Raw genomic sequence first — 23,095 nt, 5'->3', positions numbered from 1 at the left:
CGGCCGCCCCGCCCCTACCGTCATCGCATGACGGCACTCGGGCCCTCCCCTTTCGGGCCGCTCCTCGACACCCGCTCCCTGTTCCCGCGCGAGCGGCACGCCCTTCTCGAACTGCTCCGGTCGCTGGACCCCGACGACTGGACGGCGCCCACGGTCTGCCCCGGGTGGGACGTGCACGACATCGCCGGGCACATCCTCAACGACTATCTGCGCCGCATCTCCGGCGGCCGTGACGGACACCGCGGCGCGGTGTTCGAGAACGACGAGACACTGCCGAGCTATCTGACCCGGGTCAACGGCGTCTTCGTGGAGGCGACCCGCCAGCTCAGCCCGCGCGTGCTGACCGACCTGCTGGCCCATCTCGGCCCACAGCTCGACGCGCTGTGGGCGACGCTCCCGCTGGACGGGCCCGCCGGGCTCGACGTCTCGTGGGCGGGCACCGACGAGCCGAGCCCGGCCTGGCTGGACATCGCCCGCGAGTACACCGAGTTCTGGGTGCACCAGCAGCAGATCCGCGACGCGGTGGGACACCCCGGCGCCGACGGGCCCGAACTGCTGGCCCCCGTGATCGACACGTTCATGCGCGCGCTGCCCCACACCCTGCGCGGCCACGAACGTCCGGCCGGCACGTCCGTACGCTTCGACGTCACCGGTCCGGCGGGCGGTACCTGGTCGGCGGTACGCCACTTCGGCCGCTGGCTCCCGGCACCCACCCCGCGGTCGCCCCCCGCCGCCCGCGTCACGACGGACCAGGACACCCTCTGGCGCCTCGCAGGCAGGGGCATCACGGTCGAGGAGGCACGTACCCGTTGCGTCCTCGACGGCGACGAGGCACTCACCGCCACGGCGACGACGCTGCTCGCGGTGGTCGCGTAGTGCGTATTTCAGAAGACCCGCCCGGCTCACGACGCCTGGCACGCACGCTCGCCGCGTATCCCGCCCGGCGTCATCTCGGTGGTGGTGGCTTCTTCCCGCCGTCGATTTCGTCCCACCACTCGTCCGACTTCGGGTCGCCCGACGGGTCGTCCCACCAGCGGTCGTCCGGGCCGCGTCTGTTCGCGACGATCGCCGCGACCGGCGGGATGACCATGGCGACCACGCACATACCGACCGCCGCCGGCACCGACCACAGGCGCACGAACGCCCACGCCGAGACGAACAGGGCGATACACCCGCCCATCATCACGAAGTAGCGGCGACGGCGTCGCGTATACATGCGCCGAGCTTACGACGGCACGAAGGACCGCGCCCCGTCTCTGGAAGCGTCCAACTCCCGTGGGGCGCGGCCCTCCGGCCGCTCATGTCGCGCTCGGACCGTGATCCGGCTCAGACGGCGATGGCCACCTCGGCCAGACCGCCGGTCTGCGCGACGACCGTACGGTCCGCCGTACCACCGGGCACGAGCGCGCGTACGGTCCACGTGCCCTCGGCCGCGTAGAAGCGGAACTGTCCGGTCGCCGAGGTCGGGACCTCCGCGGTGAATTCTCCGGTCGAGTCCAGCAGGCGTACGTAGCCGGTGACGGGCTCGCCGTCACGGGTCACGGAACCCTGGATGGTGGTCTCACCGGGCTTGATCGTCGAGGCGTCCGGGCCGCCGGCCTTCGCTCCGCACATAGGGATCTGTCCTCCGAGTCAGGCAGCTGGTCTCGCGGGATGATTCGGGCGCCCGCTCGGGCGTCCGACGGGCAGGGCAGGCCTACTTCGCCGCGCCGAGCTCGATCGGCACGCCGACGAGGGAGCCGTACTCGGTCCACGAACCGTCGTAGTTCTTGACGTTCTCCTGGCCGAGCAGCTCGTGCAGCACGAACCAGGTGAGCGCGGAGCGCTCACCGATGCGGCAATAGGCGATGGTGTCCTTCGCCAGGTCGACCTGCTCCTCCTCGTAGAGGGCCTTGAGCTCGTCGTCCGACTTGAAGGTGCCGTCGTCGTTGGCGTTCTTCGACCACGGGATGTTGCGGGCGCTCGGCACGTGGCCGGGGCGCTGCGACTGCTCCTGCGGGAGGTGCGCGGGGGCGAGCAGCTTGCCGCTGAACTCGTCGGGCGAGCGCACGTCGACCAGGTTCAGGCTGCCGATCGCGGCGACGACGTCGTCACGGAAGGCGCGGATGGACGTGTCCTGGGCCTTGGCCTTGTACTGCGTGGCCGCGCGCTCGGGCACCGCCTCGACCAGGTCGCGCGAGTCCAGCTCCCACTTCTTGCGGCCGCCGTCGAGGAGCTTGACGCCCTCGTGGCCGTAGAGCTTGAAGTACCAGTAGGCGTAGGACGCGAACCAGTTGTTGTTGCCGCCGTAGAGGATCACGAGGTCGTCGTTGCCGATGCCCTTCGCGGACAGGAGCTTCTCGAAGCCCTCCTGGTCGACGAAGTCGCGGCGCACCGGGTCCTGGAGGTCTTTCTTCCAGTCGATGCGCACCGCGTTACGGATGTGGTTCTTCTCGTACGCCGAGGTGTCCTCGTCGACCTCGACGATGACGACCTTCGGGTCGTCGATGTGGGCCTCGACCCAGTCGGCGTCTACCAGGACGTCGCTGCGGCTCATGTGTTCTCCTCCGGGGCAGTGTGCGGCGGGTGGTGCGGGCGGCGGCGCCTTCCGGGCACGGGGGCGCGGCGGGCTGCGTACGGCACGGGGTGGCCCTGACGTGGTCGAAGGGCCGGGGAGAGGTGGCGGGGTGGACGTGTCCCGCTCAGGCGGTGCGACAGAGCATGGCGGCGACGCGGCACAGGTCTACTGCCCGCCGCTTCGTGAGGTTCGCCTGTCCCCGCTGCTGGAGACCGCTGATGAAGCACTGCATGCGTCCGATCGTAGGGACGGATACGGTGCGGTGTCACCGATGTGTCGGATGATGAGACGCGATCGTCCGAGATGTGGGACGGCTGGGCGTTCCGGGTGGCCGGGGCGCGATCCGGGCGCCTCTCGTACCCCTGTCGCATCTACGGGATGGACATCCGCGTCTCACGATACGAGTGCGGGGCGGTGCGGAGCGGGTGCGGACCCCGTGCCCCGGCGGGGTGAGCGGGGGCGGCCGGTGAGCGCGTCAGCTCGTGAGGTCGACGTCCTTGCCCGTACCGGAGAACCGAAGGCCGTCCTCCGCCGCCGCGACCTTGTCGAGCGTGATGGTCGACGGCAGCCCGTCGATCGTCAGGTCGTAGTCCACGGCCTCTTTCAGCTTCTCGTCCACGCCCGGCACCGGGAGCTTGGGAAGATCCTCGGCGCGCAGCCGGACCTTGTCGCCCTCCTCCAGCGAGACGGTGCTGTAGGTCGTGAAGTTCTCCTTCAACAGCCCCTTGAAGGTGTCCGGCACATCGATGCCCGCGCCCTCAACCAGTTCGTCCAGCGGCCCCGAGACCTTGACCTGGCCCTTCGCCGCCCGCTCGGGCCCGGCGTAGCCGACCGTCGCGCCCTTCGGCGCGGACTTGGTGAGGTCCTCGTACGAGATCAGTGCCGAGCCCTCCGCGCTGCCCGCGATCGCGGAGGAGAAGCTGCTGTTCACGCGTACGTCCCGGAGTTCGGCCTTCACCTCCGTCACCTCGACCTCGCGGCCCTCGGTGGTGGCGGTTATCCCGCCGATGCTTATCTCGATCTCGTCCAGCGACGAGCCCAGAACCTGGGTGAGGAACGGGAAGCCCTTGATGGAGACGTCGGGTTCGCCGCTGAGACCCTGACTGCTCTTGATCTTGCTCGCCGCCTCGCTCTCGGCGAAGTACACCGCGCCCCGGTCGGCGGCGACGAACAGCCCGCCGAGGATCACGACGACGATCAGAAGAATTCGCACTGCGCGCATTGCTCGGTGTCCCCCACCCTGGTCGTACGAGCCCCCATGACGACCGTGAGCCTAACGGCAGCGTTGATCGCTCCGACGTGCGGATCTCGGATGAACTCGGTTGATCTCGGTTGATCTCGGTTGATCTCGAACACGGTCGTGCGACGACCGCATCTGGCTCGACGTCCGTGGCGGTGGTTCGGTTCCCGGGGGCCGTTGTCCCCGCGTCAGGCCAGCGCCCGTCCGAGCAGGTAGATCGCGGGCACGGCGACCGTGAGCGGCAGCGCGACCCCGGCCGTCATGTGCACGAAGCGCGAGGGGTAGTCGTAGCTCGCCACCCGCAGCCCGATCAGCGCGCACACACCGGCGCCGAGGCCGAGGAGCGCGCCCTGGCCTCCGATGTCCGTCAGTCCGCCCGCCGCGACTCCGGCTCCCGCGGCGGCCGCGAGCGCGACCACGACCGAGACGAAGCCCGGCAGCGGGAGCGCGCGGGCGACGGTCGCGGCGGCGACGGCGATCGCGCCGACCGTCACCGCGTCCGGCGTCACCGCGAGATTCCCGGTGGCGATGATGGCGAGCGAGGCCGAGGCGACGGTGGCCATCAGGCCCTGCATGCGTTCGTCGGCGCCCGCGTAACTGCGCAGTTGCAGTACGACCGTGAGCAGCACCCACGCGCCGAGCGTGCCGAGGATCGCGGCGAGCGAGTGTTCCTCGTCGACGGCGAGCACCGCGGCATCGGCGACGAGCGCGCCGGCGAAGGCGAGCGCGATGCCCTGGCGGGCGGGCCACATGCCGTTCAGCCGGAACCACCCGGCGGCGGTGACCGCCTGGAGGATGACGAGCGGGACGACCAGCGCGTACGGGCCGGCCGCCGCGCCGCCCGCGAGCAGCAGGGCGAGCACGGCGGTGAGCCCGGCGGGCTGGATGCCGGGCGGGATGATCGGCGACCGGCCCTCGGCGCGGGCGCGCTGGGCGTCGGTGATGCGGGCGTTGCCCATCGTGGTGGGCGAGCTGTAGCTGTCCGCGGCGGGGGCGGGGGCCGTGGCGGCCGGGACCGGAGCCGGCGCCGGGGTCTGCTGCTGGTACGGCGAGTGGCCGTTGGCCGGGACCTCCGGCGGCAGCGGGTACGCGCCGGACTGCTGCGGCAGATAGGCCGTGTCGGCGGCGGCCTGCTGCGGGTGGGGCTGCTGGTACTGGACCTGCGGCTGGTACTGCGTGTCCCAGGTCTGGCCCTCCCAGGTCTGCGCGCCCTGCCCGTTGCCGGGCTCCTGGTACGAAGGATCCGGGAACGAGGGGTCCTGGTACGAGGGGTCCTGGTACGGCTGCTGGTGGGGGTCGTACGACTGGGCCGGTCCCGGTACGCCGTACTGCTGCTGCCCGTGCTGCCCGGAGTCGTAATTCCGGTCGTGACCGGGACGGCCATGACCGTGCTGCCCGTGTCCCTGCCGGCCCTGCTGTCCGTGCCCGCGATGCTGGTCGTACTGGTCGTTGCTCATGCTCTGCTGTTCACCCTCCTGCGAACGGCGGGAGCACTTCGACCGTGCCGCCCTCGGCAAGCCGTACGGTCTCATGCCCGCGGGTCCCGACGGGGTCACCGTCGACGAGGAACGAACACCTCTGGAGTACGCGGACCAGCTCACCCGGGTGTTTCTCCCGTGCGACGTCGAGCGCCTGGGCCAGGTTGTCCGCCGCGTAAGGCTCTTCGGCGACACCCGCCGCCGCCTTGGCCGCGGCCCAGTAGCGGATGGTTCCCGCTGCCATGGCGCACTCCTCCCGATAATTTCTCGGCAATATTCCCGTCGGATTCTGTTCGGCTCCGTCGGCCCTCCATGATGGCCGATCCCCAGCCCCGCCACGGCATCCGGAGCCCCCGCGGTCTCCCGGGGCCGGCAGGCTGAACCAATAACGGGCTGTTCGCACCCTCTGACAGCGAGCGCCCGTGGGTTATTCTCCTCCGGAAGAGGATCCGGGCAATGTAGCCCCCGGGTCCTTTTGCGCTTTCCGACCCCAGGGCGCGGGCCGGTCAGTGGTGCCACATACGCCCCCACCCCCTCAGCGGTGTGGGAGGTGCCCCCTTGCAGGGACCGAGGAGGAACCGACGTAATGGGCGAACCAACGATGCAGACATGTGAATACTGTCCGACCCAGGCAGGTGGGCGGCGATGAGTTCTCTGCTGCTGCTCACCAATGCCCTCCAGCCTTCGACGGAGGTGCTGCCCGCCCTCGGACTCCTTCTTCACCACGTGCGGGTGGCCCCGGCCGAAGGACCGGCCCTCGTCGACACCCCGGGTGCCGACGTCATACTGATCGACGGCCGGCGCGACCTGCCTCAGGTGCGCTCGCTGTGCCAGTTGCTGCGCTCCACCGGGCCCGGCTGCCCGCTGGTTCTCGTGGTGACCGAGGGCGGCCTCACCGCCGTCACCGCCGACTGGGGCTTCGACGACGTCCTGCTCGACACCGCCGGCCCGGCCGAGGTCGAGGCACGGCTGCGGCTGGTCACCGGGCGTCAGCAGATCTCGACCGACGACTCCCCGATGGAGATCCGCAACGGTGATCTCTCCGTGGACGAGGCGACCTACAGCGCGAAGCTGAAGGGGCGGGTCCTGGACCTGACCTTCAAGGAGTTCGAGCTGATCAAGTATCTGGCGCAGCACCCGGGCCGGGTGTTCACCCGCGCGCAGCTGCTCCAAGAGGTCTGGGGCTACGACTACTTCGGCGGGACGCGGACGGTCGACGTGCACGTACGGCGGCTGCGCGCGAAGCTCGGCCCCGAGCACGAGTCGCTGATCGGGACGGTCCGGAACGTCGGGTACCGCTTCGTCACGCCGGAGAAGGTCGAGCGCGCGGCGGAGGAGGCGAAGGCGAAGGCCATCGCGGAAGCGGCGGCGAAGGTGAAGGCGACGCTGCCGCCGGCCGACGCGCGCGAGCAGGCGCCGGAGGGTGCGGGAGAAGGCTCCCGCGAGCCGGTCCGGAGCATGTCGCGGGCCGCGGACGACGACACCACTCATTCGGCTGACACGTCCGACGTACGCGAAGGGGCCGTCCGGCCTGCCGGGAGGTAGGTCACCACGCGTAGACTGCCGCGCGTGGCCAAGGTGACGCGGGACGACGTGGCACGACTGGCGGGAACTTCGACCGCGGTCGTCAGTTACGTCATCAACAACGGACCGAGGCCGGTCGCCCCGGCCACGCGCGAGCGTGTACTCGCCGCGATCAAGGAGCTGGGCTACCGGCCCGACCGGGTCGCGCAGGCGATGGCGTCGCGGCGGACCGACCTCATAGGGGTCGTCGTGCCCGACGCGCGCCAGCCGTTCTTCGCGGAGATGGCGCACGCGGTCGAACAGGCCGCCGCCGAGCGCGGAAAGATGGTGCTCGTCGGCAACTCCGACTATCGCAACGAGCGCGAGGTCCACTATCTGCGGGCCTTCCTCGGCATGCGGGTCTCCGGGCTGATCCTGGTCAGCCAGGGCCCGAGCGAGCGGGCGGCGGCGGAGATAGAGGCGTGGGACGCCCGCGTCGTCCTGCTGCACGAACGGCCCGAGGGCATCGACGATGTCGCCGTCGTCACCGACGACATCGGTGGCGCCCAGCTCGCCACCCGTCATCTGCTGGAGCACGGCTATCCGTACGTGGCGTGCCTCGGCGGCGTCGAGTCGACCCCGGTCGTCGGCGACCCGGTGACCGACCACGTCGAGGGCTGGCGCCGGGCGATGCGGGAAGCCGGGCTGTCGACGGAGGGGCGGCTCTTCAAGGCGCTCTACAACCGTTACGACGCCTACAACGTCGCGCTGACCCTGCTGGCCGGCCCCGACCGCCCCCCGGCGATCTTCTGCTCCACCGACGACCAGGCGATCGGCGTCCTGCGCGCGGCCCGCGAGCTCCGCATCGACGTCCCGGGCGAACTGGCGGTGGCAGGCTTCGACGACGTCAAGGAGGCGGGCCTCACGGACCCCCCGCTGACGACGGTCTCCTCCGACCGCCCGGCGATGGCACGGGCGGCGGTGGACCTGGTGCTGGACGACGGCCTGCGGGTGGCGGGATCACGCAGGGAACGGGTGAAGCAGTTCCCGTCGGCGCTGATCGTCAGGCGCTCGTGCGGGTGTTTCTGAGCGCGTGACCGCCCCTGCGGGGACGGGCCCGCCCGGCGCCTTTACATGGGACATACACGGTTCTGTCGGGCTTCTCAGGACGTCTTCAGACTGCTCTCATCTTGCGGGCGGAATCTCGGGGACATGGACGACAACTACCGTCGCAGCGGCGACGAAGACGCGAACCAGCAGGGCCCCGGCAGCCAGGCGTACCCGCCGCCGCCTCCGTACGACCCGAGCGGGTCGCAGGAGCCCCAGGCGGGGTACGGGCACCCGCAGCACGCGCAGCCGGGGCACGCCACCTGGGGATGGGGTGCCGCCGCTCCGGCGCACGCGCCCGCGCATGCCCGGCGTGCCAAGCGGCCCGTCGCGTTGCTCGCCGCCGCCGCGTTCGTCGCTGCCGTCGTCGGTGGGGGGACCGCCGCGTTGACCGAGACGTTGACCCACAACTCCTCGGACGCCGCCGCGAGCACCGTCAGCGGTACGACCGTGTCGCAGAGCAGCAAGGGCACGGTCGCGGGCGTGGCCGCGGCCGTATCCCCCGCCATCGTGGAGATCACCGCCTCGTCCAACTCCGGGCAGTCCACCGGCTCCGGTGTGGTCATCACGGGTGACGGCGAGATCGTGACCAACAACCACGTCGTCGCGGGCGCTGAGACGGTGAAGGTGCAGCTCAGCACCGGTAAGACCTACACCGCGGACGTCGTGGGCACCAGCCCGGACAAGGACCTCGCGCTGATCAAGCTCCAGGGCGCGAGCGGTCTCAAGACGGCCGCCCTCGGTGACTCCGACAGCGTGAAGGTCGGCGACGAGGTCGTGGCGATCGGCTCGCCCGAGGGCCTGACCGGCACCGTGACCAGCGGTATCGTCTCCGCGCTCGACCGGGACGTCACCGTGTCGAAGGAGCAGGGCCAGCAGCAGCAACAGCAGGGCGGTGGCGGCGGCCGGTGGCCGTTCGAGTTCGGCGGTCAGCAGTTCAACGGCGACACGGGCTCCTCCACGACCACGTACAAGGCGATCCAGACCGACGCGTCGCTCAACCCGGGCAACTCCGGTGGCGCGCTGATCAACATGAACGGCGAGATCATCGGCATCAACTCCGCCATGTTCTCGGCGAGCGGGTCCAGCGCCGACAGTTCGACGGCCGGCAGCGTCGGTCTCGGCTTCTCCATCCCGGTCAACACGGTCAAGGCCGACCTGAGCGCCCTGCGCGCCGGGTAACAGCGACCGGGACGCACCTGACGTGCGAGGCTGAAGCGCGCAAGAGACCCAAGGCCGTGAGAGAAAGAGCGACGACATGAGCCCCGCCGAAGGCGATCCGCAACGCGTCCTGATCGTCGACGACGAGCCCGCCGTCCGCGAGGCGCTCCAGCGCAGCCTCGCCTTCGACGGGTACGGGACCGAGGTCGCCGTCGACGGTGTCGACGCGCTCGCCAAGGCCGCCGCCTACCAGCCCGACCTGATCGTGCTCGACATCCAGATGCCGCGCATGGACGGGCTGACGGCGGCCCGCCGGCTGCGCGCCACCGGATCGACCGTGCCGATCCTGATGCTCACCGCACGCGACACGGTCGGTGACCGCGTCACCGGGCTCGACGCGGGCGCCGACGACTATCTGGTGAAGCCCTTCGAGCTGGACGAGCTGTTCGCCCGTATCCGCGCGCTGCTGCGCCGCAGCTCGTACGCGGGGTCGGCGGGCGGCGAGCTGCCGCAGGACGACGTCCTGGCCTTCGCCGATCTGCGGATGGACCTGGCGACGCGCGAGGTCACGCGCGGCACGCGCCGAGTGGAGCTGACGCGTACCGAATTCACCCTCCTTGAGATGTTCCTCGCCCACCCGCGCCAGGTGCTGACGCGCGAGCAGATCCTGAAGGCCGTCTGGGGCTTCGACTTCGAGCCGAGCTCCAATTCCCTGGACGTGTACGTGATGTATCTGCGGCGCAAGACGGAGAGCGGCGGCGAGCCGCGGCTGGTGCACACGGTGCGCGGGGTGGGTTACGCGCTGCGCGCGGAGGGCGGACCCTCGGCCACCGGCGGGCACGGCGGTTCCGAGTGACCTCTCTCGCCCGGCGGTTGCGTACGCTGCCCCTCCGCTCCCGCCTCGCGATGCTCGTCGCCACCGCGGTCGCCGTGGCCGTGGCGGCGGCGGCCGTCGCGTGCTGGCTGCTGACCCGTGCCCAGCTGGAGGCGGAGCTCGACAACTCGCTGCGCAACACCTCGGCGCCCCTCAATCTGGTGCAGGACGCGCTGAACAGGTGCAGGGCGGGCGAGACTCCCCAGGACACCTCCGAATCGGGGTTCGCCTACGTCCAGATCGTCGGCAGCGACGGCAGCCGGTGTGTGGACGCCTCGTCGCAGCCGGTGAAGGTCCAGCCCTCCGACGTGGCCGTGGCCCGCGGCACCGAGCGGAGCACGCTGCACGACTCCACCACCGCGGACGGCGCCGCGGTACGCGTCCACACCCAGCCTGTCCTGGTCGGCCGGACCGGTGAGCAGGTGACCGTCTCCGTGTCGCGTCCGCTCGGCGAGATCGACTCCTCGCTGAACCGGCTCGCCCTGCTGCTGACCGCCGTCGCCGGCATCGGCGTCGTCGGGGCGGGCGCCGCCGGGCTCTGGGTCGCCAGGACCGGTCTGCGGCCGGTCGACGGGCTGACCCGCGCGGTCGAGCATGTCGCGCGGACCGAGGACCTGAGCCTGCGCATCCCGGCCGAGGGCGAGGACGAGATCGCCCGCCTCTCCCGCTCCTTCAACTCGATGACGGCCGCGCTCGCCTCCTCGCGCGACCGCCAGGCGCAGCTCATCGCCGACGCGGGGCACGAGCTGCGTACGCCGCTGACGTCGCTGCGTACGAACGTCGAACTGCTCGCCCGCAGCGACGAGACCGGCCGCGCGATCCCCCCGGAGGACCGTACGGCGCTGATGGCGTCGGTGAAGGCGCAGATGACGGAGCTGGCCTCGCTGATCGGGGACCTCCAGGAGCTGTCCAGGCCGGACGCTTCCCACCCCGGCCCGCTCCAGGTCGTCGCGCTGCACACGATCGTGGAGAGCGCGCTGGAACGCGCCCGGCTGCGCGGGCCGGACCTGACGATAGAGGTGACGCTGCGGCCCTGGTACGTACGGGCGGAACCGGCCGGGCTGGAGCGTGCGCTGGTCAACGTCCTCGACAACGCGGTGAAGTTCAGCCCGCCGGGCGCGGCCATCGAGGTCGCGCTGAGCACCCAGGGCGAGTTGACGGTACGGGACCACGGCCCCGGCATCCCGGCGGAGGAACTCCCGCACGTCTTCGAACGCTTCTGGCGCTCCCCGTCGGCCCGCGCACTGCCGGGTTCGGGCCTCGGACTGTCGATCGTGGCGCGCACGGTGCAGCAGACGGGTGGCGAGATCGCGCTGCGCCCGGCGGCGGGCGGCGGCACGGTGGCGGCGATCCGCATCCCGGGCGCGCCGACCCCGCCGCCGGGCCGGCCGGGCACGTAGTCCCGGTCGGCGCGACCCACCGAGCGGGGGCGCGGTCAGTGGGCCTCGCGGACCCAGTCCCGGTAGTGCGTGGCCGCCAGGTGCGCGTCCGGCCCCGGGAGGAGCACCTCGCCGTCGATCACCGCGAACATGCCGGCCTGGTCGTCGACGACGACGTTCCGCGTATCGCCCTGTGCCTCCAGGGTGATCCCGCCGAGCTCGTCGAGCGCGAAACGGTCGGGTCCTCCGACGTTCCGGATTCCTCCCAGCGGCGCGCCGGTGGCGACCTCGAAGACGGCCGACGCGACGTCCGCGGAGGCCATCGGCTGGATCGGGGTCGCGGGCAGCCGGACGGTCTCGGCGTCGGAGGTCCAGGACATGACCGCGTTCATGAACTCGAAGAACTGGGTGGCGCGGACGATCGAGTACGGCGTCGGCCCCTGCCGCAGCAACTCCTCCTGGAGCGCCTTGGCCCGGTAGTAGTCCAGCTGCGGCACCTGCTCCACGCCGACGATGGAGAGAATCACCTGGTGCCCGACACCGGCCTTCTCCCCCGCGGCGAGCAGGTTGTCCATGGAGGTGCGGAAGAAGTCGAGGGACTTGTCGTCGAAGGTCGGTGAGTTGGCCAGGTTGACCACGACCCGGGCACCCTCCAGCGCCTGGTCCAGGCCCTTCCCCGTCAGCAGGTCGACGCCGGTCGAGGGCCCCGCGGGGAGGGCCTCGTGTCCCGCGTCGGTCAGCTTCCGGACCACCTGTGTGCCGATCAGTCCGGTCCCGCCGATCACCGTGAACTTCATCTCTGCCACCTTTCACGGCACGCCAACGGGCACACGGGGGTGCGCGCAGGACGCACCCCCAACTCGGATACTCCTTGTCCGAGATATTAGTCGGATATCCTTTGTCCGAGTCAACCGGAGGGAGGCGCAGGCGTATGAAGTTGTCAGGCGGGGTCGAATGGGCGTTGCACTGCTGCGTGGTTCTGACCACGGGGACGGAGCCGGTGCCGGCGGCCCGGCTCGCGGAGTTGCACGACGTGTCCGGCAGCTATCTCGCCAAACAGCTCCAGGCGCTCTCCCGCGCCGGACTCGTCACATCCGTCCAGGGCAAGGCGGGCGGATACGTCCTGACCAGGGCACCGGAGCAGATCACGGTCCTCGATGTGGTCACGGCCGTCGACGGCGACCGTCCCGCGTTCGTCTGCACGGAGATCCGGCAGCGCGGCCCGCTGGCCTCGCCGCCGGAAGCCTGCGAGCGGCCCTGCGCGATCTCGCGCGCGATGGCCGGCGCCGACGCCGCTTGGCGCGCGGCCCTTGAGGCGATATCCGTCGCGGACCTCGCCAGGGGCGTCGAGGAGGACTACGGCCCGACCGCGCTCGGAGGGATCCGCACCTGGCTGACCGGGCCGGGCGACGCGTCGCTTCCCGCGCGCTGATCGCGGCACTGATCGCGCGCCGGCCCGGACCGCGTATGTCAGCCGTTGTGGCGGATCAGTGAGTCCACCAGCCCGCCCCTGGTCTCCGGGAAGTCCATCGGCACGATGCCGAGTCCACGCCAGCCCGCGGCCCCCGAACTGTCGAGCAGCGTGTGCACCTGCGGGTTCAGCCGGTCGGAGTTCCAGCGGATGGGCAGGAGCGCGGCCGTGCTGACGAAGTTGATGAACTGCTTGCCCGGCTGCTGTACGGCCTTACGGAAGTGCGCCTCGATCTTGGGGTACTTGGCGCCCGGCTCCGCCATGTAGTCGTCCTGGATGTCGAAGAGCCCGCCGTCCCCGTACCGCACACCCGGCATCCCGCCGCTGTCCGCGAGCAGCACGACCTTGCCGCGCGCCTCGCCGAGCGTGGGCAGGTTGCTGTCGAGCCGGAAGAGGGAACGCCAGCCCTTCCCGTCCAGATAGGTGTCGAAGATCCGGCGGAACTCGCCGTCGCTCTCCGTCGAATACTCCTGCTTGAGGCGCATCAGGACTGTCTCGGAGGGGTGCGCCCGGAGGAAGTCCCGGCAGGCGCCCAGGACATCGTCGAAATTGAGATTCTGGTAGTACGCGCCGTGGTGGATCGGGAAGGCGTTCTCGAACGCCCGGCAGCGCACGTCGAGGAACCTGACACCGGTGTTCAACTGCTCCGCGATGGTGGTTCCTTGGCAGGCGACGTACGCACCGCCACTGCGCGCGCCGGAGTTGTGCGTGCCGGGGAGGGTGAGGCGCTGTACGGGGGTGGAGTCGCCGATCCCGGCGAGCCAGTCGGAGGGGGCGAGGGCGCGTCGGACCTTGGCGGTGGACGCGCCGGGGGCGGCTGCCGAGGCCGTCGCGGAGCCCGTACCGACGAGTGCGGTGGCGGAGAACGCGAGGGCGCCGGCGAGAACTCCGCGTCGGCCAAGTCCAGTGCTGGTGGGGGGAGTTGTGCCTCTGTCTGTGACCATGCGGCAAATTATGGCGTGTACGCATCACGCACGGACAGGGTCGGCGGACGGCGATTGGCTCACACCGGAGGGCCCGCTCCCCAAGGCCCGCCGAGCACTCGCGCGGCGGGCCCCCGGCACGGGCAGGCTCTTGCCGCCACCACCGCTCGGGGCGGGATCGCGCGGCGCCTCGGGGGGCTTGGGCCCTCCGTCGTGCTTGCCGCCGTCGTCCACCGACCGGTTCGCGGGGTGACGGAACGGAACGCCCCGCCACTCCTCGGCGTCCGGCGTGCGCGTCTCGTAGGTGTCGAGGGTCCCTGCGCTCATGCGCCGACCTCCTCTTTCGTGAAGGGCCACGCCGCCGTACGGTCGACGGCGTGACCGGTGAACCGTGAGGCTTCAGCCCCACGGGCTGGCCATCCGCCCCGACCACTTGACCTGTCCAGGGTTCTCACCGGTCGGGGCGGACGTTTGATGGGGCTACGACGCGCGGGGCAGGAGCGACAGGTCGCTCACGTCGAAGGCCAGATACGGGCGTACGGTCCACTCGATCCACCGCCCCTCGCTGCTGAGCGAGAACCCGCACGGCTCCCCCCGGTACAGCGCGGCGACGGCCCCGACGGAGCCCCCGGGCCCGGTCCACCGCAGGGCCCGCTCGCGCTCGGCGGGCGCCAGGGTGTCCTTGATCGCACGCACATCGACACGGATCGCGCGGATGGCCTCGCCCGGGTTGGGCCGCGAACACCGCGAGGTGTGCGTACGGCTGTCGGCGCCGAGCGTTTCGTACACGACCCGCTCGCACCAGAAGGCTGTGAGCGGTGGGCCAGGTTGACGCGATTGACGCATGCCGGGACTCCTGGGTGCGGCGGCGGCAGCCACCCCCTGCCTGCGGCCGGCGTGACGAGCGGCGAGCAGGGGGCGGCCCTTCGAACGCCCCCAACTGGCGCAGAGTTGGGGAGCGATGAGCCGAACGCTAGCGTTTGATACTGACCCGTATCAAGAGTGTTACGTCTAACGAGTGATACGCAAAATGCCAACGGGCGGTCCCACCTGCGCCGGTGGGGACCACCCGTTGGTAACGTGCTGCGGTTCAGGCGAAGTTGTCGAACTCGCCTTCCTTGGCACCGTCGAGGAACGCGCGCAGCTTTATACGGGTGGTGCGGATGACCACACCAGGATCGTCGCTCTCGCGCATCAAGATCTCGCCGTCGTGCTCAGCCAGTTCCAGGCAGCCGTCGCCGTCGCCTTCTGCCGACTTCGAGGACTTGCGCCACTGAATTGCCATCGTTCTCACGCCTTCATAGTTGCTGTGCGATTGTGCGGATGAAGTCCCGCGAACTGTCCGGATCGAGCGAGCACTCCTCGGTACGGTCGAGCACCGCCCGCCAGTTCGCGAGCGGCGTTTCCGCGTCCAGGAACGCCGACCCGCTCGGGGTGTCCGTCTGGACGGTGTCGAGCTGCGGAACCACGCCGTATACGTACTGAGTCGAACTACCCGGGTTCGGGAAACCGCCCGCCGCGAAGGGGATCGCGCGGATGGTGACATTGTCGCGCTCGGACTCCTTCAACAGGTGATCGAGCTGGCTGCGGGCAACTTCGACCCCGCCGTACGTCATCCGCAGTGCCGCCTCATGAATGAGGAACGTGCAGGCCGGCGGGTTCTCACGGTCGAGCACATCCCGGCGCTTCAGCCGATGCGAAAGCCGTCGCCGTAGGCGCGCGGGGCTTGGCTTCGGCACAGCGCCCGAGTAGAGCGCGCGGATGTAGTCCTCGGTCTGAAGCACACCGGGTACGTGCATGAGCTGCACGGACCGGATGCCTGTGGCGTGGTGTTCCAACTCGGCTAGGTCCAGGGCTCTGTTGACCAGCTCGTTGCGATACTCCTCCCACCAGCCATGGCCGCGTTCGGCCGCCATGTCGGCGAGCGCGTCGATGTAGGCCGTGTCAGGACATTGGTAGGCGTTGGCCCACGCACGTACCCGCTCAGCACTCACACCGAATCTCGCCGACTCGGTATTGCTGATGGTGGTGCGGTCGGTGCCGACCATCTCGGCGCCCTCGGCGATGGTGCACCCCGCGCGCTCCCGCATCTTGCGCAGCTCGGTACCCAATCGGCGCTGACGTGCCGTAGGCGCTTTCCTCGGTGGCATCGACCTCTCCATCTCGTCGGGTCTCAGTGTGTCCCGGCCCACGACGGTAGTTCAACAGTCACTCCACTGCTCCCCATGTGTACAACTAATGATACGTACCGCTACGGTTCTTCCAACACTGGCCCCCACGCTGGGAGACAACGCCATGACCACCCCCATGCCAACTCCCCTTCAAGGCGGGGAGATCTACCGACTCGCCGTACCGAACACGGCCGCCGCCCCAAAAATCGCCCGGGACTTCCTCGATTCAGTCCTCCGTGTCAGCCGGCACGGCTCCCTCATGGACGACGCCCGCCTCTGCGTAACCGAGTTGGTCACGAACGCACACCGGCATACACAAACGCCCCTGATCCGCGTGACCGTCGCCGTCAACCGGAAGCGGATCACCGTGTACGTAACGGACGACACGCCCTGGTCGCTGCCCGCACCCAACCTCAACCCCACGGAGCACGAACTCGGCTGCGGCCAGGGCGTGTTCCTGCTGGACAGGGTCGCCGAGACATGGGGGTCGACCATCTACGGGGGACTGACCCCCAGCCACAAGGCCGTCTGGTTCACCCTCGCCGGGAAAGGCACACCGACATGACCCACCCCGCGGCTCCCGACCAGTCGCTGTGGGACTTCGTGGTTCCGGCCATCTGCCTTGGGCTGCTCGCCGGCTCGCTCGTCTTCACGTCCGCTCCGAAGCGCCCCAAGAGGCCGGGGGCGCCCACCGATCCCGCCCGCACGTCCAACCCGGGGGCGGAGCCCCCTCTGTGAGTTTTGCCCTGGACAGGCGAGTTCGGGAACATGGATCGAATGGCCACCTCGAAGCAGTTCGATCCCGCATCCGGGACCCGCGATTTCCTCGCAGCCGAGTTCGAAAAGCGCGAGCGCGCCTTCGCGACCATCCGTGCGGAGTTCGCGCGCTTCGGCTTCCAGCCGCTCCAGACCCCGGCGTTCGAGCGTCTTGACGTGCTCACGGGCAAGTACGGTGACGAAGGCGACAAGCTCATCTTCAAGATCCTCCGGCGCGGCGAGCATGAGGCGAGCGGGGAGGCGGACCTCGCACTGCGCTACGACCTCACGGTCCCCTGGCCCGCGCATCGGCGGCCTACGGCAGCCAACTCCCGTCGCCGTACAAGCGATACGCCATCGCTCCGGTGTGGCGAGCCGACCGCCCCGGCAAGGGACGGTTCCGGGAGTTCGTCCACTCCATGACGTTCTCGCGGCGCTGGGGGTCCATGAGTTCCGTTTCCTGGTGAACTCCCGGCACGCGCTGTTCGGCCTGCTGGAGGCTTACGAGGTTCCGGACGAGCTTGGTTCCGGGGTGCTCATCACCCTCGACAAGCTCGACAAGCTCGCTCCGGCGGCAGTCGTGACCGAGCTGGTGTCCAGCCGTGGCCTCTCGCCCGAAACCGCGGAAGGGCTGGTGGAGGATCTCACCGCGACGGATTCGGTCGAGCGCGTCACGACGCGACTGAAATCCAGTGAGACCGGCCAGGCCGGCCTGGCGGAGGTGGATCGGCTGCTGGAACTGACCAAGGACGCGATCCCCTCCGAACGAATCGGATTCACGCCGAATCTCGTACGCGGGCTCGACTACTACACCGGCATCATCTTCGAGGTCGTCGCCCCCGGAACACCTGGATCGATCGCCTCGGGTGGCCGGTACGACGGCCTCATCGGCAAGCTCGGCGGCAAGGACTCACCCGCGTGCGGCGGTTCGCTGGGCATCGAGCGCATCCTGCCCCTGCTGACGGATGCGGACGAAGCCCCCTACTCGCAGATCGACGTGGCGGTCACGGTCATGGGTGAGGAGCAGTCGGCGGACAGCTTCCGGCTGGCGGAGCGGATCCGCCGTACCGGAGTCCGCACGGGCATCTATCTCGGGTCAAGTGGGAAGTTCGCCAAACAGATGAAATGGGCCGGCGATCAAGGAGCCCGATTCTGTGTGATTTATGGGGCAAATGAGCGCGAGGCGGATACGGTCACACTGCGGGACATGGAGAGCGGCGAACAGACCCAAGTCCCGTTCGATCAGGCCGCCGACGAACTCTCACGGCGGTGCGCACCATCCAATTGACGCGCGGCGGACTCACTCCGCCGACGGCTCGTTCCGAGGAGGAGCGGATGGGAACGCAAGGCGATCGCATCTCTCACATCACCGCTGAGCGGGGTTTCCGGACCCCTGACTCAGCTTCGGAGACTCCCTCTGCGACGAGGCAGCCCTGAGCACAGAGCTGACCCGCGCCACCGGGCGGTGGCATGAAGCCTGGGACGGCGAAGTCGCCTCCGGTGTGGTGGACCGCATCACGTCCATCGAGTGCGACCTGGCCAGCATCGAAGCGCCCATGCATTGCGACGTGTGCAAGAAGACGATCACCGCGCTTTTGTACCTGGATGAGCCGCAGGCCTGACTCGATCGGCACGACGCACCGCCCTCCCCCTCGGTACCGGTGGGCGGCGGGCTCCCAGGCGCGCCGCCGATCGGCACAGAACTCGACCTGCGGCGGCTGGGGGTGAGCCCGAAGTCCGACTGACGTTACCCCCTTCCCCTATCACTCCCCATTTTCCACTTCGAGCGGCACTTGGAGTAACATTCGCACCTATGGAGAGCAGTGACCGCGAGCTGTACTCGGTCAGCGAGGTCGCCGAGCGGCTGGGGCTGCATGTGCGGACCGTGCGGAACTATGTCCGGGACGGGCGGCTGAAGGCCGTGCGGATCGGCAAGCAGTACCGCATCAGCCGGGCGGACTTCGAGGCACTGACCGGGGAGTCGGCGGCGGCGGCCGGGATTCCGCGCGGGCGGCACGTGGAGGTGTCGAGCATCGTGCAGATCGACTCGGTCGGCCCGGAGTCCGCGAGCCGGCTGAGCACGTTCGTCACGGCGAGCGCGCAGTCCGCGCGGGGTGCGGCGCACTCCCTGCGTATCCAGACCGTCTACGACCGGGAACGGGGCCGTATGAAGATCGTGATCCTCGGTGACGCCGCCGAGACCGCCGATGTGCTGCGACTGCTCGACAGTGTGCTCGGCCCGGACAACGACCTTCTGCCCTCCGAGGGACGGGAGACGGACCGTGCCTGAACCGCTCGTGGAGCACCACGGCGTACCTGTGCTCGTGCTCGACGCCGAGGGCGCTCCGATCGCCACCGCGCAGGACGCGCTCGACCTCCTGGTGAGCGCGTCCTACGAGGGAGCGGAGCTGGTGGCGGTCCCGGCCGGGCGGTTCGACGACAGTTTCTACGACCTCAGCAGCGGTCTGGCCGGGGAGATTCTCCAGAAGCTCGCCAACTACCGGCTGCGGCTGGCGGTGTTCGGTGACATCTCGCACCATCTGCGAGCCAGCAAGGCCCTGCCCGACCTCGTACGGGAATCGAACCGGGGCCGGGACGTCTGGTTCGTGGCAGATCTGGACGAACTGACGGCGCGGCTCTCGGGCTGAGCGCACGCGAAAGGGCGGCGGGACGAGTATCCGTCCCGCCGCCTGCCGATGACTGATGACTACTTGATGACCGTGATCCGGTCCGTCGCCGGCGGCGCCAGCGGCGCCTCGGCCGTGGAGTGCGCCGCCAGGTAGGCGTTGAACAGGTCCAGGTCGGCCGGGCCGACCAGCTTGTTCGTGCCCTGGCCCAGGGCCGCGAAGCCGTCGCCGCCGCCGCCGAGGAACTCGTTCATCGCGACGCGGTACGTCTTCGCCGGGTCGAGCGCCTCGCCGTTCAGCTTCACCGTGTCGGTGACGATCCGGGCGGCGCCCGTCTTCGTCATGTCCAGGGTGTAGGTGAAGCCCTTGGAGACCTGGAGGATCTTGTTGGACGCCTCGTTGGAGCCGCTGACCTGCTGCTGAAGAGCGGTGATGACCTGCGCGCCGGTGAGGTCGACGACGTTCATCATGTTGGTGAACGGCTGCACGGTGAACGCCTCGCCGTACGTCACCACACCGTCGCCCTCGCCGCCCGACGCCGCGTACACGAGGTCGGCGCGGATACCGCCCGGGTTCATGAACGCCAGCTGCGCGCCGCCCTTGTCGGCCGGAGCCAGTCCTTCGAGCTGCGCGTCGGCGATGACGTTGCCGAGCGGCTGCTCCGGCGTGCCGGCGCCGCGGCCGTTGATGTCGGCGGAGATGAAGCCCTGCGGGGCACTCGCGATCGGCGCCGCCGTCTCGTTCCAGCGGGCGATCAGGTCGGTCATGTCCTTGGCCTTGGCCTGGTCACGGCTGACGACGTGGTTGGCCGACTGCACCTTCGTACGGACGATGTCCTTGGTCCGCAGGTCGTAGGTGAGCGTGGTGTCGGTGTAGACCTTGCCGAACGACGCCGCCGAGGTGACCATGCGGTCGTTGCCCGCCGGGTCCGGCACGGTGCACGCGTACGCCTGGTGCGTGTGGCCGGTGACCAGCGCGTCGACCTTGGGCGTGATGCCCTTCGCGATGTCGACGATCGGACCCGAGATGCCGTCACCGGGGCCGGGGCTGTCGCAGTCGTAGTTGTACGAGGTGGAGGCCGGGGCCCCGCCCTCGTGGATCAGCGCGACGATGGACTTGACGCCCTGGCGGTCGAGCTCCTTGGCGTACTTGTTGACGGTCTCGATCTCGTCGTGGAACTTCAGGCCCTTGACGCCCTCTGCGGTGACGATGTTCGGGGTGCCCTCCAGGGTCACTCCGATGAAGCCGACCTTGACGCCGTTCTTCTTCCAGACGGTGTACGGCTTGAGGACCGGCTTCCCGGACTTCTCGTACGTGGCGTTGGCCGCCAGGTAGGGGAAGTCGGCGCCCTGGAACTTCTTGCCCTTCTCGTAGCAGCCGTCCGTCGGGTGACAGCCGCCGTTCTGAAGGCGGGTCAGCTCCGCGGAGCCTTCGTCGAACTCGTGGTTGCCCACGGCCGTGACATCGAGGTCCATCTTGTTGAGCGCCTCGACAGTGGGCTCGTCGTGGAACAGCCCGGACAGCAGCGGGCTCGCGCCGACCATGTCGCCGGCGGCGGCGGTGATGGAGTACGGGTTGCCCTTGCGCGCGGTACGCAGCGAACTCGCCAGGTACTCGGCGCCTCCGGCGGGAACGGCCTTGACCGTGCCGTCGGCCTGGATCTCGTTGACATTCCCGGAGGACCCGGCCGGCGGCTCCAGGTTCCCGTGCAGGTCGTTGAAGGACAGCAACTGAACATCCACGGTGCGGGGCTTGGGGTGCCCGTGCCCATGGCCGTGCCCGTCGCCCCACCCCTGCGCCCCGGCGGCGGGCGCGGCGGCGGCGAGTGCGCCGAACGTGGCGAGTCCGGCCACGACGGCCAGCACCCGCCGGGCCGCGCGGTTTTTCTGTGGTGTCGCTGACATCGGTCCCCTTGTTGCTTCCGCTTGTAAGTTCCGTGTGAGGGAGAAGAGCTGCGAGCGGCAGCCTAAAGTCCACGCGCGTAGAGCAACAGGGGTGTTCTGGTTACGACCTGGTTGCCAATGGCCGTCAAGGGCGGTCCCCGCGTACCACCCGTGCGGCGGACATATCAACGCAGGAACGTCACCGCACGGACGAACACCGGAAGTGTGTACGCCATGGACAGCAAGATCGCGGCAAAAACCGTCGTACCCGCCCAGGCGTCCGGACTGCCCGCCGGTTTCTTCGCGTTGATCGACGACCTCAAGTCGCTCGTTCGCGGCGCGCACGTACGGGCTCAGCTCAAGGTCAACACGGAGATGATCCAGATGTACTTGGACATCGGCAGGACGATCCTGGAGCGGCAGCGTGAGGAAACGTGGGGAGCGAAGGTCATCGACCGGATCTCCACCGAACTGCGGACTGAGTTCCCGAACCAGCGCGGCTTCAGCCGCAGCAATCTCAAGTACATGCAGCAGATGGCCCGTACCTGGCCGGAGCCAATTGGCCAACAAGCTGTTGGCCAATTGCCCTGGGGCCACATCGTGGTCCTCATGAGCAAGTGCGACACCCGCTTCGAGCTGGACTTCTACGCCCAGCACGCGGGCCCAGCCCGCGCACCTCGGGCAGCTCGGCTTCTATGTCGGCGCCGTGGACGCCTTCCTCCGTGATCCGGACCGGGACGACGACACCATCGGCATCCTGATCGCCGAGAGCCGCGACAAGGCATCCGTCGAGTTCGCCCTTCAGCTCCAGAACCAGCCCCTCGCTGTCGGCACGTATGCCGGGCTGCCGGACCAGGTGAAGGAGCTGATGCCCAGCGCCGAGGATCTGTCACGGATCGCCGACAAGGTCCTTCACCCCGGGGCCGCCGACCGCCGGGCGTGAATCCTGGGGATCGGGTGGGGGCGCCGTACCCTCGACGCATGAATGAAACGGCAGCCCTCGACCCGGGCCGGCAGATCGACACCCTTGACGAGATCACCCCTGAGCAGGCACGGGACGTCCTCGAACTGCTCGACGCGGCAGCCCGTTCCGACGGGGTGCAGGCCGTGTCCGAGCAGGGGCGGTTGCAGTTGCGCGGGGGGCCGAGGGTCGGGGTGCGGCATTTTCTGCTGACCGTCGGTGGGGAGCTGCTGGGGTACGCCCAGCTGGAGGACACCGATCCCGTCGAGGCGCCGGCCGCCGAGCTGGTCGTGCATCCGGCGCAGCGGGGACGCGGGCACGGGCGGGCGCTCGGGGCCGCGTTGCTGGCCGCGTCGGGGAAGCGGCTGCGTGTGTGGGCGCACGGCGGCAAGTCGTCCGCCCGGCATCTGGCGCAGGTGCTGGGGCTGTCCATGTTCCGTGAACTGCGGCAGTTGCGGCGGCCGTTGGCGCCCCTGGACATCCCGGAGCCGGTGCTGCCCGACGGTGTCACCGTCCGTACCTTCGTACCCGGCCGGGACGACGCCGCCTGGCTCGCCGTCAACGCCGCCGCCTTCGCCCACCACCCCGAGCAGGGCGGACTCACCCAGCGCGATCTCGACGACCGCATGGCCGAGCCGTGGTTCGACCCGAAGGGCTTCTTCCTCGCCGAGCGGGACGGCCAACTCGTCGGCTTCCACTGGACGAAGGTGCACGCCGAGGAACAGCTCGGCGAGGTGTACGTCGTCGGCATCAGCCCCGACGCGCAGGGCGGCGGTCTCGGCAAGGCGCTCACCGCGATCGGGCTGCGGCACCTGGCCGCGCGGGGCCTGCCGACCGCGATGCTCTACGTGGACGCCGACAACACGGCCGCCGTGACGGTCTACGAGCGCCTCGGCTTCGCGACCCACGAGGTCGACCTCATGTACCGCACGGAGTCGTAGCAGCCACTCGGACAAGTACCCGAAGGGGCGGTGGAGTTGACACCGCCCCTTCTTCGTTCCATG

General features: G+C 69.6%; 30 protein-coding genes. 16 read left to right on the top strand and 14 right to left on the bottom strand.

The window, feature by feature from the left end:
• The first annotated feature begins 27 nt into the window (after positions 1–27).
• Complete coding sequence (locus ACIBBB_RS23830; protein ID WP_398985153.1) at positions 28–876, top strand: maleylpyruvate isomerase family mycothiol-dependent enzyme; 849 nt, start codon at positions 28–30, stop codon at positions 874–876.
• 70 nt (positions 877–946) lie between these two features.
• On the opposite strand, the gene ACIBBB_RS23825 is transcribed toward ACIBBB_RS23830, so the two are convergent.
• The 7 genes from ACIBBB_RS23825 to ACIBBB_RS23795 all read right to left on the bottom strand — a co-directional run bounded on the left by ACIBBB_RS23825 (position 947) and on the right by ACIBBB_RS23795 (position 5,519).
• Positions 947–1,216, bottom strand: a complete 270-nt coding sequence (locus ACIBBB_RS23825; RefSeq protein ID WP_398985151.1) for a DUF3099 domain-containing protein — start codon at positions 1,214–1,216, stop codon at positions 947–949.
• A 110-nt stretch (positions 1,217–1,326) separates the two neighbouring features.
• Positions 1,327–1,614 (bottom strand): DUF1416 domain-containing protein, encoded by a 288-nt coding sequence (locus ACIBBB_RS23820; RefSeq protein WP_018101653.1) that lies wholly within the window; start codon positions 1,612–1,614, stop codon positions 1,327–1,329.
• A gap of 82 nt (positions 1,615–1,696) precedes the next feature.
• Positions 1,697–2,536: a sulfurtransferase gene (locus ACIBBB_RS23815; protein ID WP_398985148.1), complete on the bottom strand. Its 840-nt coding sequence runs from the start codon at positions 2,534–2,536 to the stop codon at positions 1,697–1,699.
• 145 nt (positions 2,537–2,681) lie between these two features.
• Positions 2,682–2,789 (bottom strand): putative leader peptide, encoded by a 108-nt coding sequence (locus ACIBBB_RS23810; RefSeq protein ID WP_023540667.1) that lies wholly within the window; start codon positions 2,787–2,789, stop codon positions 2,682–2,684.
• Between the two features lie 243 nt (positions 2,790–3,032).
• The gene (locus ACIBBB_RS23805) at positions 3,033–3,779 is read right to left on the bottom strand and encodes a DUF2993 domain-containing protein (protein ID WP_398985145.1); all 747 of its coding nucleotides are present in this window, start codon (positions 3,777–3,779) and stop codon (positions 3,033–3,035) included.
• A 206-nt stretch (positions 3,780–3,985) separates the two neighbouring features.
• Positions 3,986–5,254: a hypothetical protein gene (locus tag ACIBBB_RS23800; RefSeq protein ID WP_398985143.1), complete on the bottom strand. Its 1,269-nt coding sequence runs from the start codon at positions 5,252–5,254 to the stop codon at positions 3,986–3,988.
• A 10-nt stretch (positions 5,255–5,264) separates the two neighbouring features.
• Entirely contained in the window at positions 5,265–5,519 is a 255-nt protein-coding gene (locus ACIBBB_RS23795) for a MoaD/ThiS family protein (RefSeq protein WP_189110565.1), read from the bottom strand.
• Between the two features lie 401 nt (positions 5,520–5,920).
• Between ACIBBB_RS23795 and ACIBBB_RS23790 the strand changes: the two genes are divergently transcribed.
• The 5 genes from ACIBBB_RS23790 (at position 5,921) to ACIBBB_RS23770 (ending at position 11,320) form a co-directional block, all read left to right on the top strand.
• Positions 5,921–6,820: a response regulator transcription factor gene (locus ACIBBB_RS23790; protein ID WP_398985141.1), complete on the top strand. Its 900-nt coding sequence runs from the start codon at positions 5,921–5,923 to the stop codon at positions 6,818–6,820.
• Between the two features lie 24 nt (positions 6,821–6,844).
• Positions 6,845–7,867 carry a LacI family DNA-binding transcriptional regulator gene (locus ACIBBB_RS23785; RefSeq protein WP_398985139.1) on the top strand — a complete coding sequence of 341 codons (1,023 nt, stop codon included), beginning with the start codon at positions 6,845–6,847 and terminating at the stop codon, positions 7,865–7,867.
• Positions 7,868–7,990: 123 nt separating this feature from the next.
• Positions 7,991–9,067, top strand: coding sequence for a S1C family serine protease (locus tag ACIBBB_RS23780; protein WP_398985137.1), 1,077 nt, complete (start codon positions 7,991–7,993; stop codon positions 9,065–9,067).
• A gap of 76 nt (positions 9,068–9,143) precedes the next feature.
• Complete coding sequence (locus ACIBBB_RS23775; RefSeq protein ID WP_398985135.1) at positions 9,144–9,902, top strand: response regulator transcription factor; 759 nt, start codon at positions 9,144–9,146, stop codon at positions 9,900–9,902.
• The gene (locus ACIBBB_RS23770; protein WP_398985133.1) at positions 9,899–11,320 is read left to right on the top strand and encodes a sensor histidine kinase; all 1,422 of its coding nucleotides are present in this window, start codon (positions 9,899–9,901) and stop codon (positions 11,318–11,320) included. The genes ACIBBB_RS23775 and ACIBBB_RS23770 overlap by 4 nt, the downstream gene beginning before the upstream one ends.
• Positions 11,321–11,355: 35 nt before the next feature.
• Here the strand turns inward: ACIBBB_RS23770 and ACIBBB_RS23765 are convergent, their stop codons facing one another.
• Positions 11,356–12,096, bottom strand: coding sequence for an SDR family oxidoreductase (locus tag ACIBBB_RS23765; protein WP_398985129.1), 741 nt, complete (start codon positions 12,094–12,096; stop codon positions 11,356–11,358).
• Between the two features lie 134 nt (positions 12,097–12,230).
• Between ACIBBB_RS23765 and ACIBBB_RS23760 the strand changes: the two genes are divergently transcribed.
• A complete protein-coding gene (locus ACIBBB_RS23760) occupies positions 12,231–12,731 on the top strand; it encodes an RrF2 family transcriptional regulator (protein ID WP_398985127.1) in 501 nt (166 codons plus the stop codon).
• Positions 12,732–12,769: 38 nt separating this feature from the next.
• Here ACIBBB_RS23760 and ACIBBB_RS23755 read toward each other — a convergent pair whose 3' ends face one another.
• The 5 genes from ACIBBB_RS23755 to ACIBBB_RS23735 all read right to left on the bottom strand — a co-directional run bounded on the left by ACIBBB_RS23755 (position 12,770) and on the right by ACIBBB_RS23735 (position 15,843).
• A complete protein-coding gene (locus ACIBBB_RS23755; RefSeq protein ID WP_398985124.1) occupies positions 12,770–13,714 on the bottom strand; it encodes a phosphatidylinositol-specific phospholipase C in 945 nt (314 codons plus the stop codon).
• 24 nt (positions 13,715–13,738) lie between these two features.
• Positions 13,739–14,020: a hypothetical protein gene (locus tag ACIBBB_RS23750; protein ID WP_398985122.1), complete on the bottom strand. Its 282-nt coding sequence runs from the start codon at positions 14,018–14,020 to the stop codon at positions 13,739–13,741.
• Positions 14,021–14,173: 153 nt separating this feature from the next.
• Positions 14,174–14,539, bottom strand: coding sequence for a hypothetical protein (locus tag ACIBBB_RS23745; protein ID WP_398985120.1), 366 nt, complete (start codon positions 14,537–14,539; stop codon positions 14,174–14,176).
• Positions 14,540–14,783: 244 nt separating this feature from the next.
• A complete protein-coding gene (locus ACIBBB_RS23740; RefSeq protein WP_398985118.1) occupies positions 14,784–14,978 on the bottom strand; it encodes a DUF397 domain-containing protein in 195 nt (64 codons plus the stop codon).
• 13 nt (positions 14,979–14,991) lie between these two features.
• Complete coding sequence (locus tag ACIBBB_RS23735) at positions 14,992–15,843, bottom strand: Scr1 family TA system antitoxin-like transcriptional regulator (protein WP_398985116.1); 852 nt, start codon at positions 15,841–15,843, stop codon at positions 14,992–14,994.
• Positions 15,844–15,988: 145 nt separating this feature from the next.
• On the opposite strand from ACIBBB_RS23735, the gene ACIBBB_RS23730 reads away from it, so the two are divergent.
• The 6 genes from ACIBBB_RS23730 (at position 15,989) to ACIBBB_RS23705 (ending at position 19,268) form a co-directional block, all read left to right on the top strand.
• Positions 15,989–16,429 carry an ATP-binding protein gene (locus tag ACIBBB_RS23730; protein WP_398985114.1) on the top strand — a complete coding sequence of 147 codons (441 nt, stop codon included), beginning with the start codon at positions 15,989–15,991 and terminating at the stop codon, positions 16,427–16,429.
• Positions 16,426–16,602 carry a hypothetical protein gene (locus ACIBBB_RS23725; RefSeq protein WP_398985112.1) on the top strand — a complete coding sequence of 59 codons (177 nt, stop codon included), beginning with the start codon at positions 16,426–16,428 and terminating at the stop codon, positions 16,600–16,602. Before ACIBBB_RS23730 ends, ACIBBB_RS23725 begins: the two co-directional genes overlap by 4 nt.
• 39 nt (positions 16,603–16,641) lie before the next feature.
• Positions 16,642–17,043 (top strand): ATP phosphoribosyltransferase regulatory subunit, encoded by a 402-nt coding sequence (locus ACIBBB_RS23720; RefSeq protein WP_398985110.1) that lies wholly within the window; start codon positions 16,642–16,644, stop codon positions 17,041–17,043.
• On the top strand, positions 16,988–17,908 hold the full coding sequence (locus tag ACIBBB_RS23715) for an ATP phosphoribosyltransferase regulatory subunit (protein WP_398985108.1): 921 nt from the start codon (positions 16,988–16,990) through the stop codon (positions 17,906–17,908). Before ACIBBB_RS23720 ends, ACIBBB_RS23715 begins: the two co-directional genes overlap by 56 nt.
• Positions 17,909–18,433: 525 nt before the next feature.
• Positions 18,434–18,910: a helix-turn-helix domain-containing protein gene (locus tag ACIBBB_RS23710; RefSeq protein ID WP_398985106.1), complete on the top strand. Its 477-nt coding sequence runs from the start codon at positions 18,434–18,436 to the stop codon at positions 18,908–18,910.
• The gene (locus ACIBBB_RS23705; RefSeq protein WP_398985104.1) at positions 18,903–19,268 is read left to right on the top strand and encodes a DUF4180 domain-containing protein; all 366 of its coding nucleotides are present in this window, start codon (positions 18,903–18,905) and stop codon (positions 19,266–19,268) included. Before ACIBBB_RS23710 ends, ACIBBB_RS23705 begins: the two co-directional genes overlap by 8 nt.
• Positions 19,269–19,327: 59 nt before the next feature.
• Here the strand turns inward: ACIBBB_RS23705 and ACIBBB_RS23700 are convergent, their stop codons facing one another.
• On the bottom strand, positions 19,328–21,151 hold the full coding sequence (locus ACIBBB_RS23700; RefSeq protein ID WP_398985100.1) for a bifunctional metallophosphatase/5'-nucleotidase: 1,824 nt from the start codon (positions 21,149–21,151) through the stop codon (positions 19,328–19,330).
• A 213-nt stretch (positions 21,152–21,364) separates the two neighbouring features.
• Here ACIBBB_RS23700 and ACIBBB_RS23695 point away from each other — a divergent pair, with 213 nt between their 5' ends.
• Genes ACIBBB_RS23695 through mshD form a run of 3 tightly spaced genes read left to right on the top strand, consistent with a single transcriptional unit; the run spans position 21,365 to position 23,032 of the window.
• Positions 21,365–21,856, top strand: coding sequence for a DUF1016 N-terminal domain-containing protein (locus tag ACIBBB_RS23695; RefSeq protein ID WP_398985098.1), 492 nt, complete (start codon positions 21,365–21,367; stop codon positions 21,854–21,856).
• Positions 21,837–22,073 carry a PDDEXK nuclease domain-containing protein gene (locus ACIBBB_RS23690; protein ID WP_398985096.1) on the top strand — a complete coding sequence of 79 codons (237 nt, stop codon included), beginning with the start codon at positions 21,837–21,839 and terminating at the stop codon, positions 22,071–22,073. The genes ACIBBB_RS23695 and ACIBBB_RS23690 overlap by 20 nt, the downstream gene beginning before the upstream one ends.
• Positions 22,074–22,111: 38 nt before the next feature.
• Complete coding sequence (gene mshD, locus ACIBBB_RS23685) at positions 22,112–23,032, top strand: mycothiol synthase (protein ID WP_398985094.1); 921 nt, start codon at positions 22,112–22,114, stop codon at positions 23,030–23,032.
• Positions 23,033–23,095: the final 63 nt, after the last annotated feature.

This window comes from Streptomyces sp. NPDC051217 (assembly GCF_044455465.1).
GTDB lineage: Bacteria > Actinomycetota > Actinomycetes > Streptomycetales > Streptomycetaceae > Streptomyces.
This window is presented reverse-complemented; position numbering and strand designations above follow the sequence as displayed.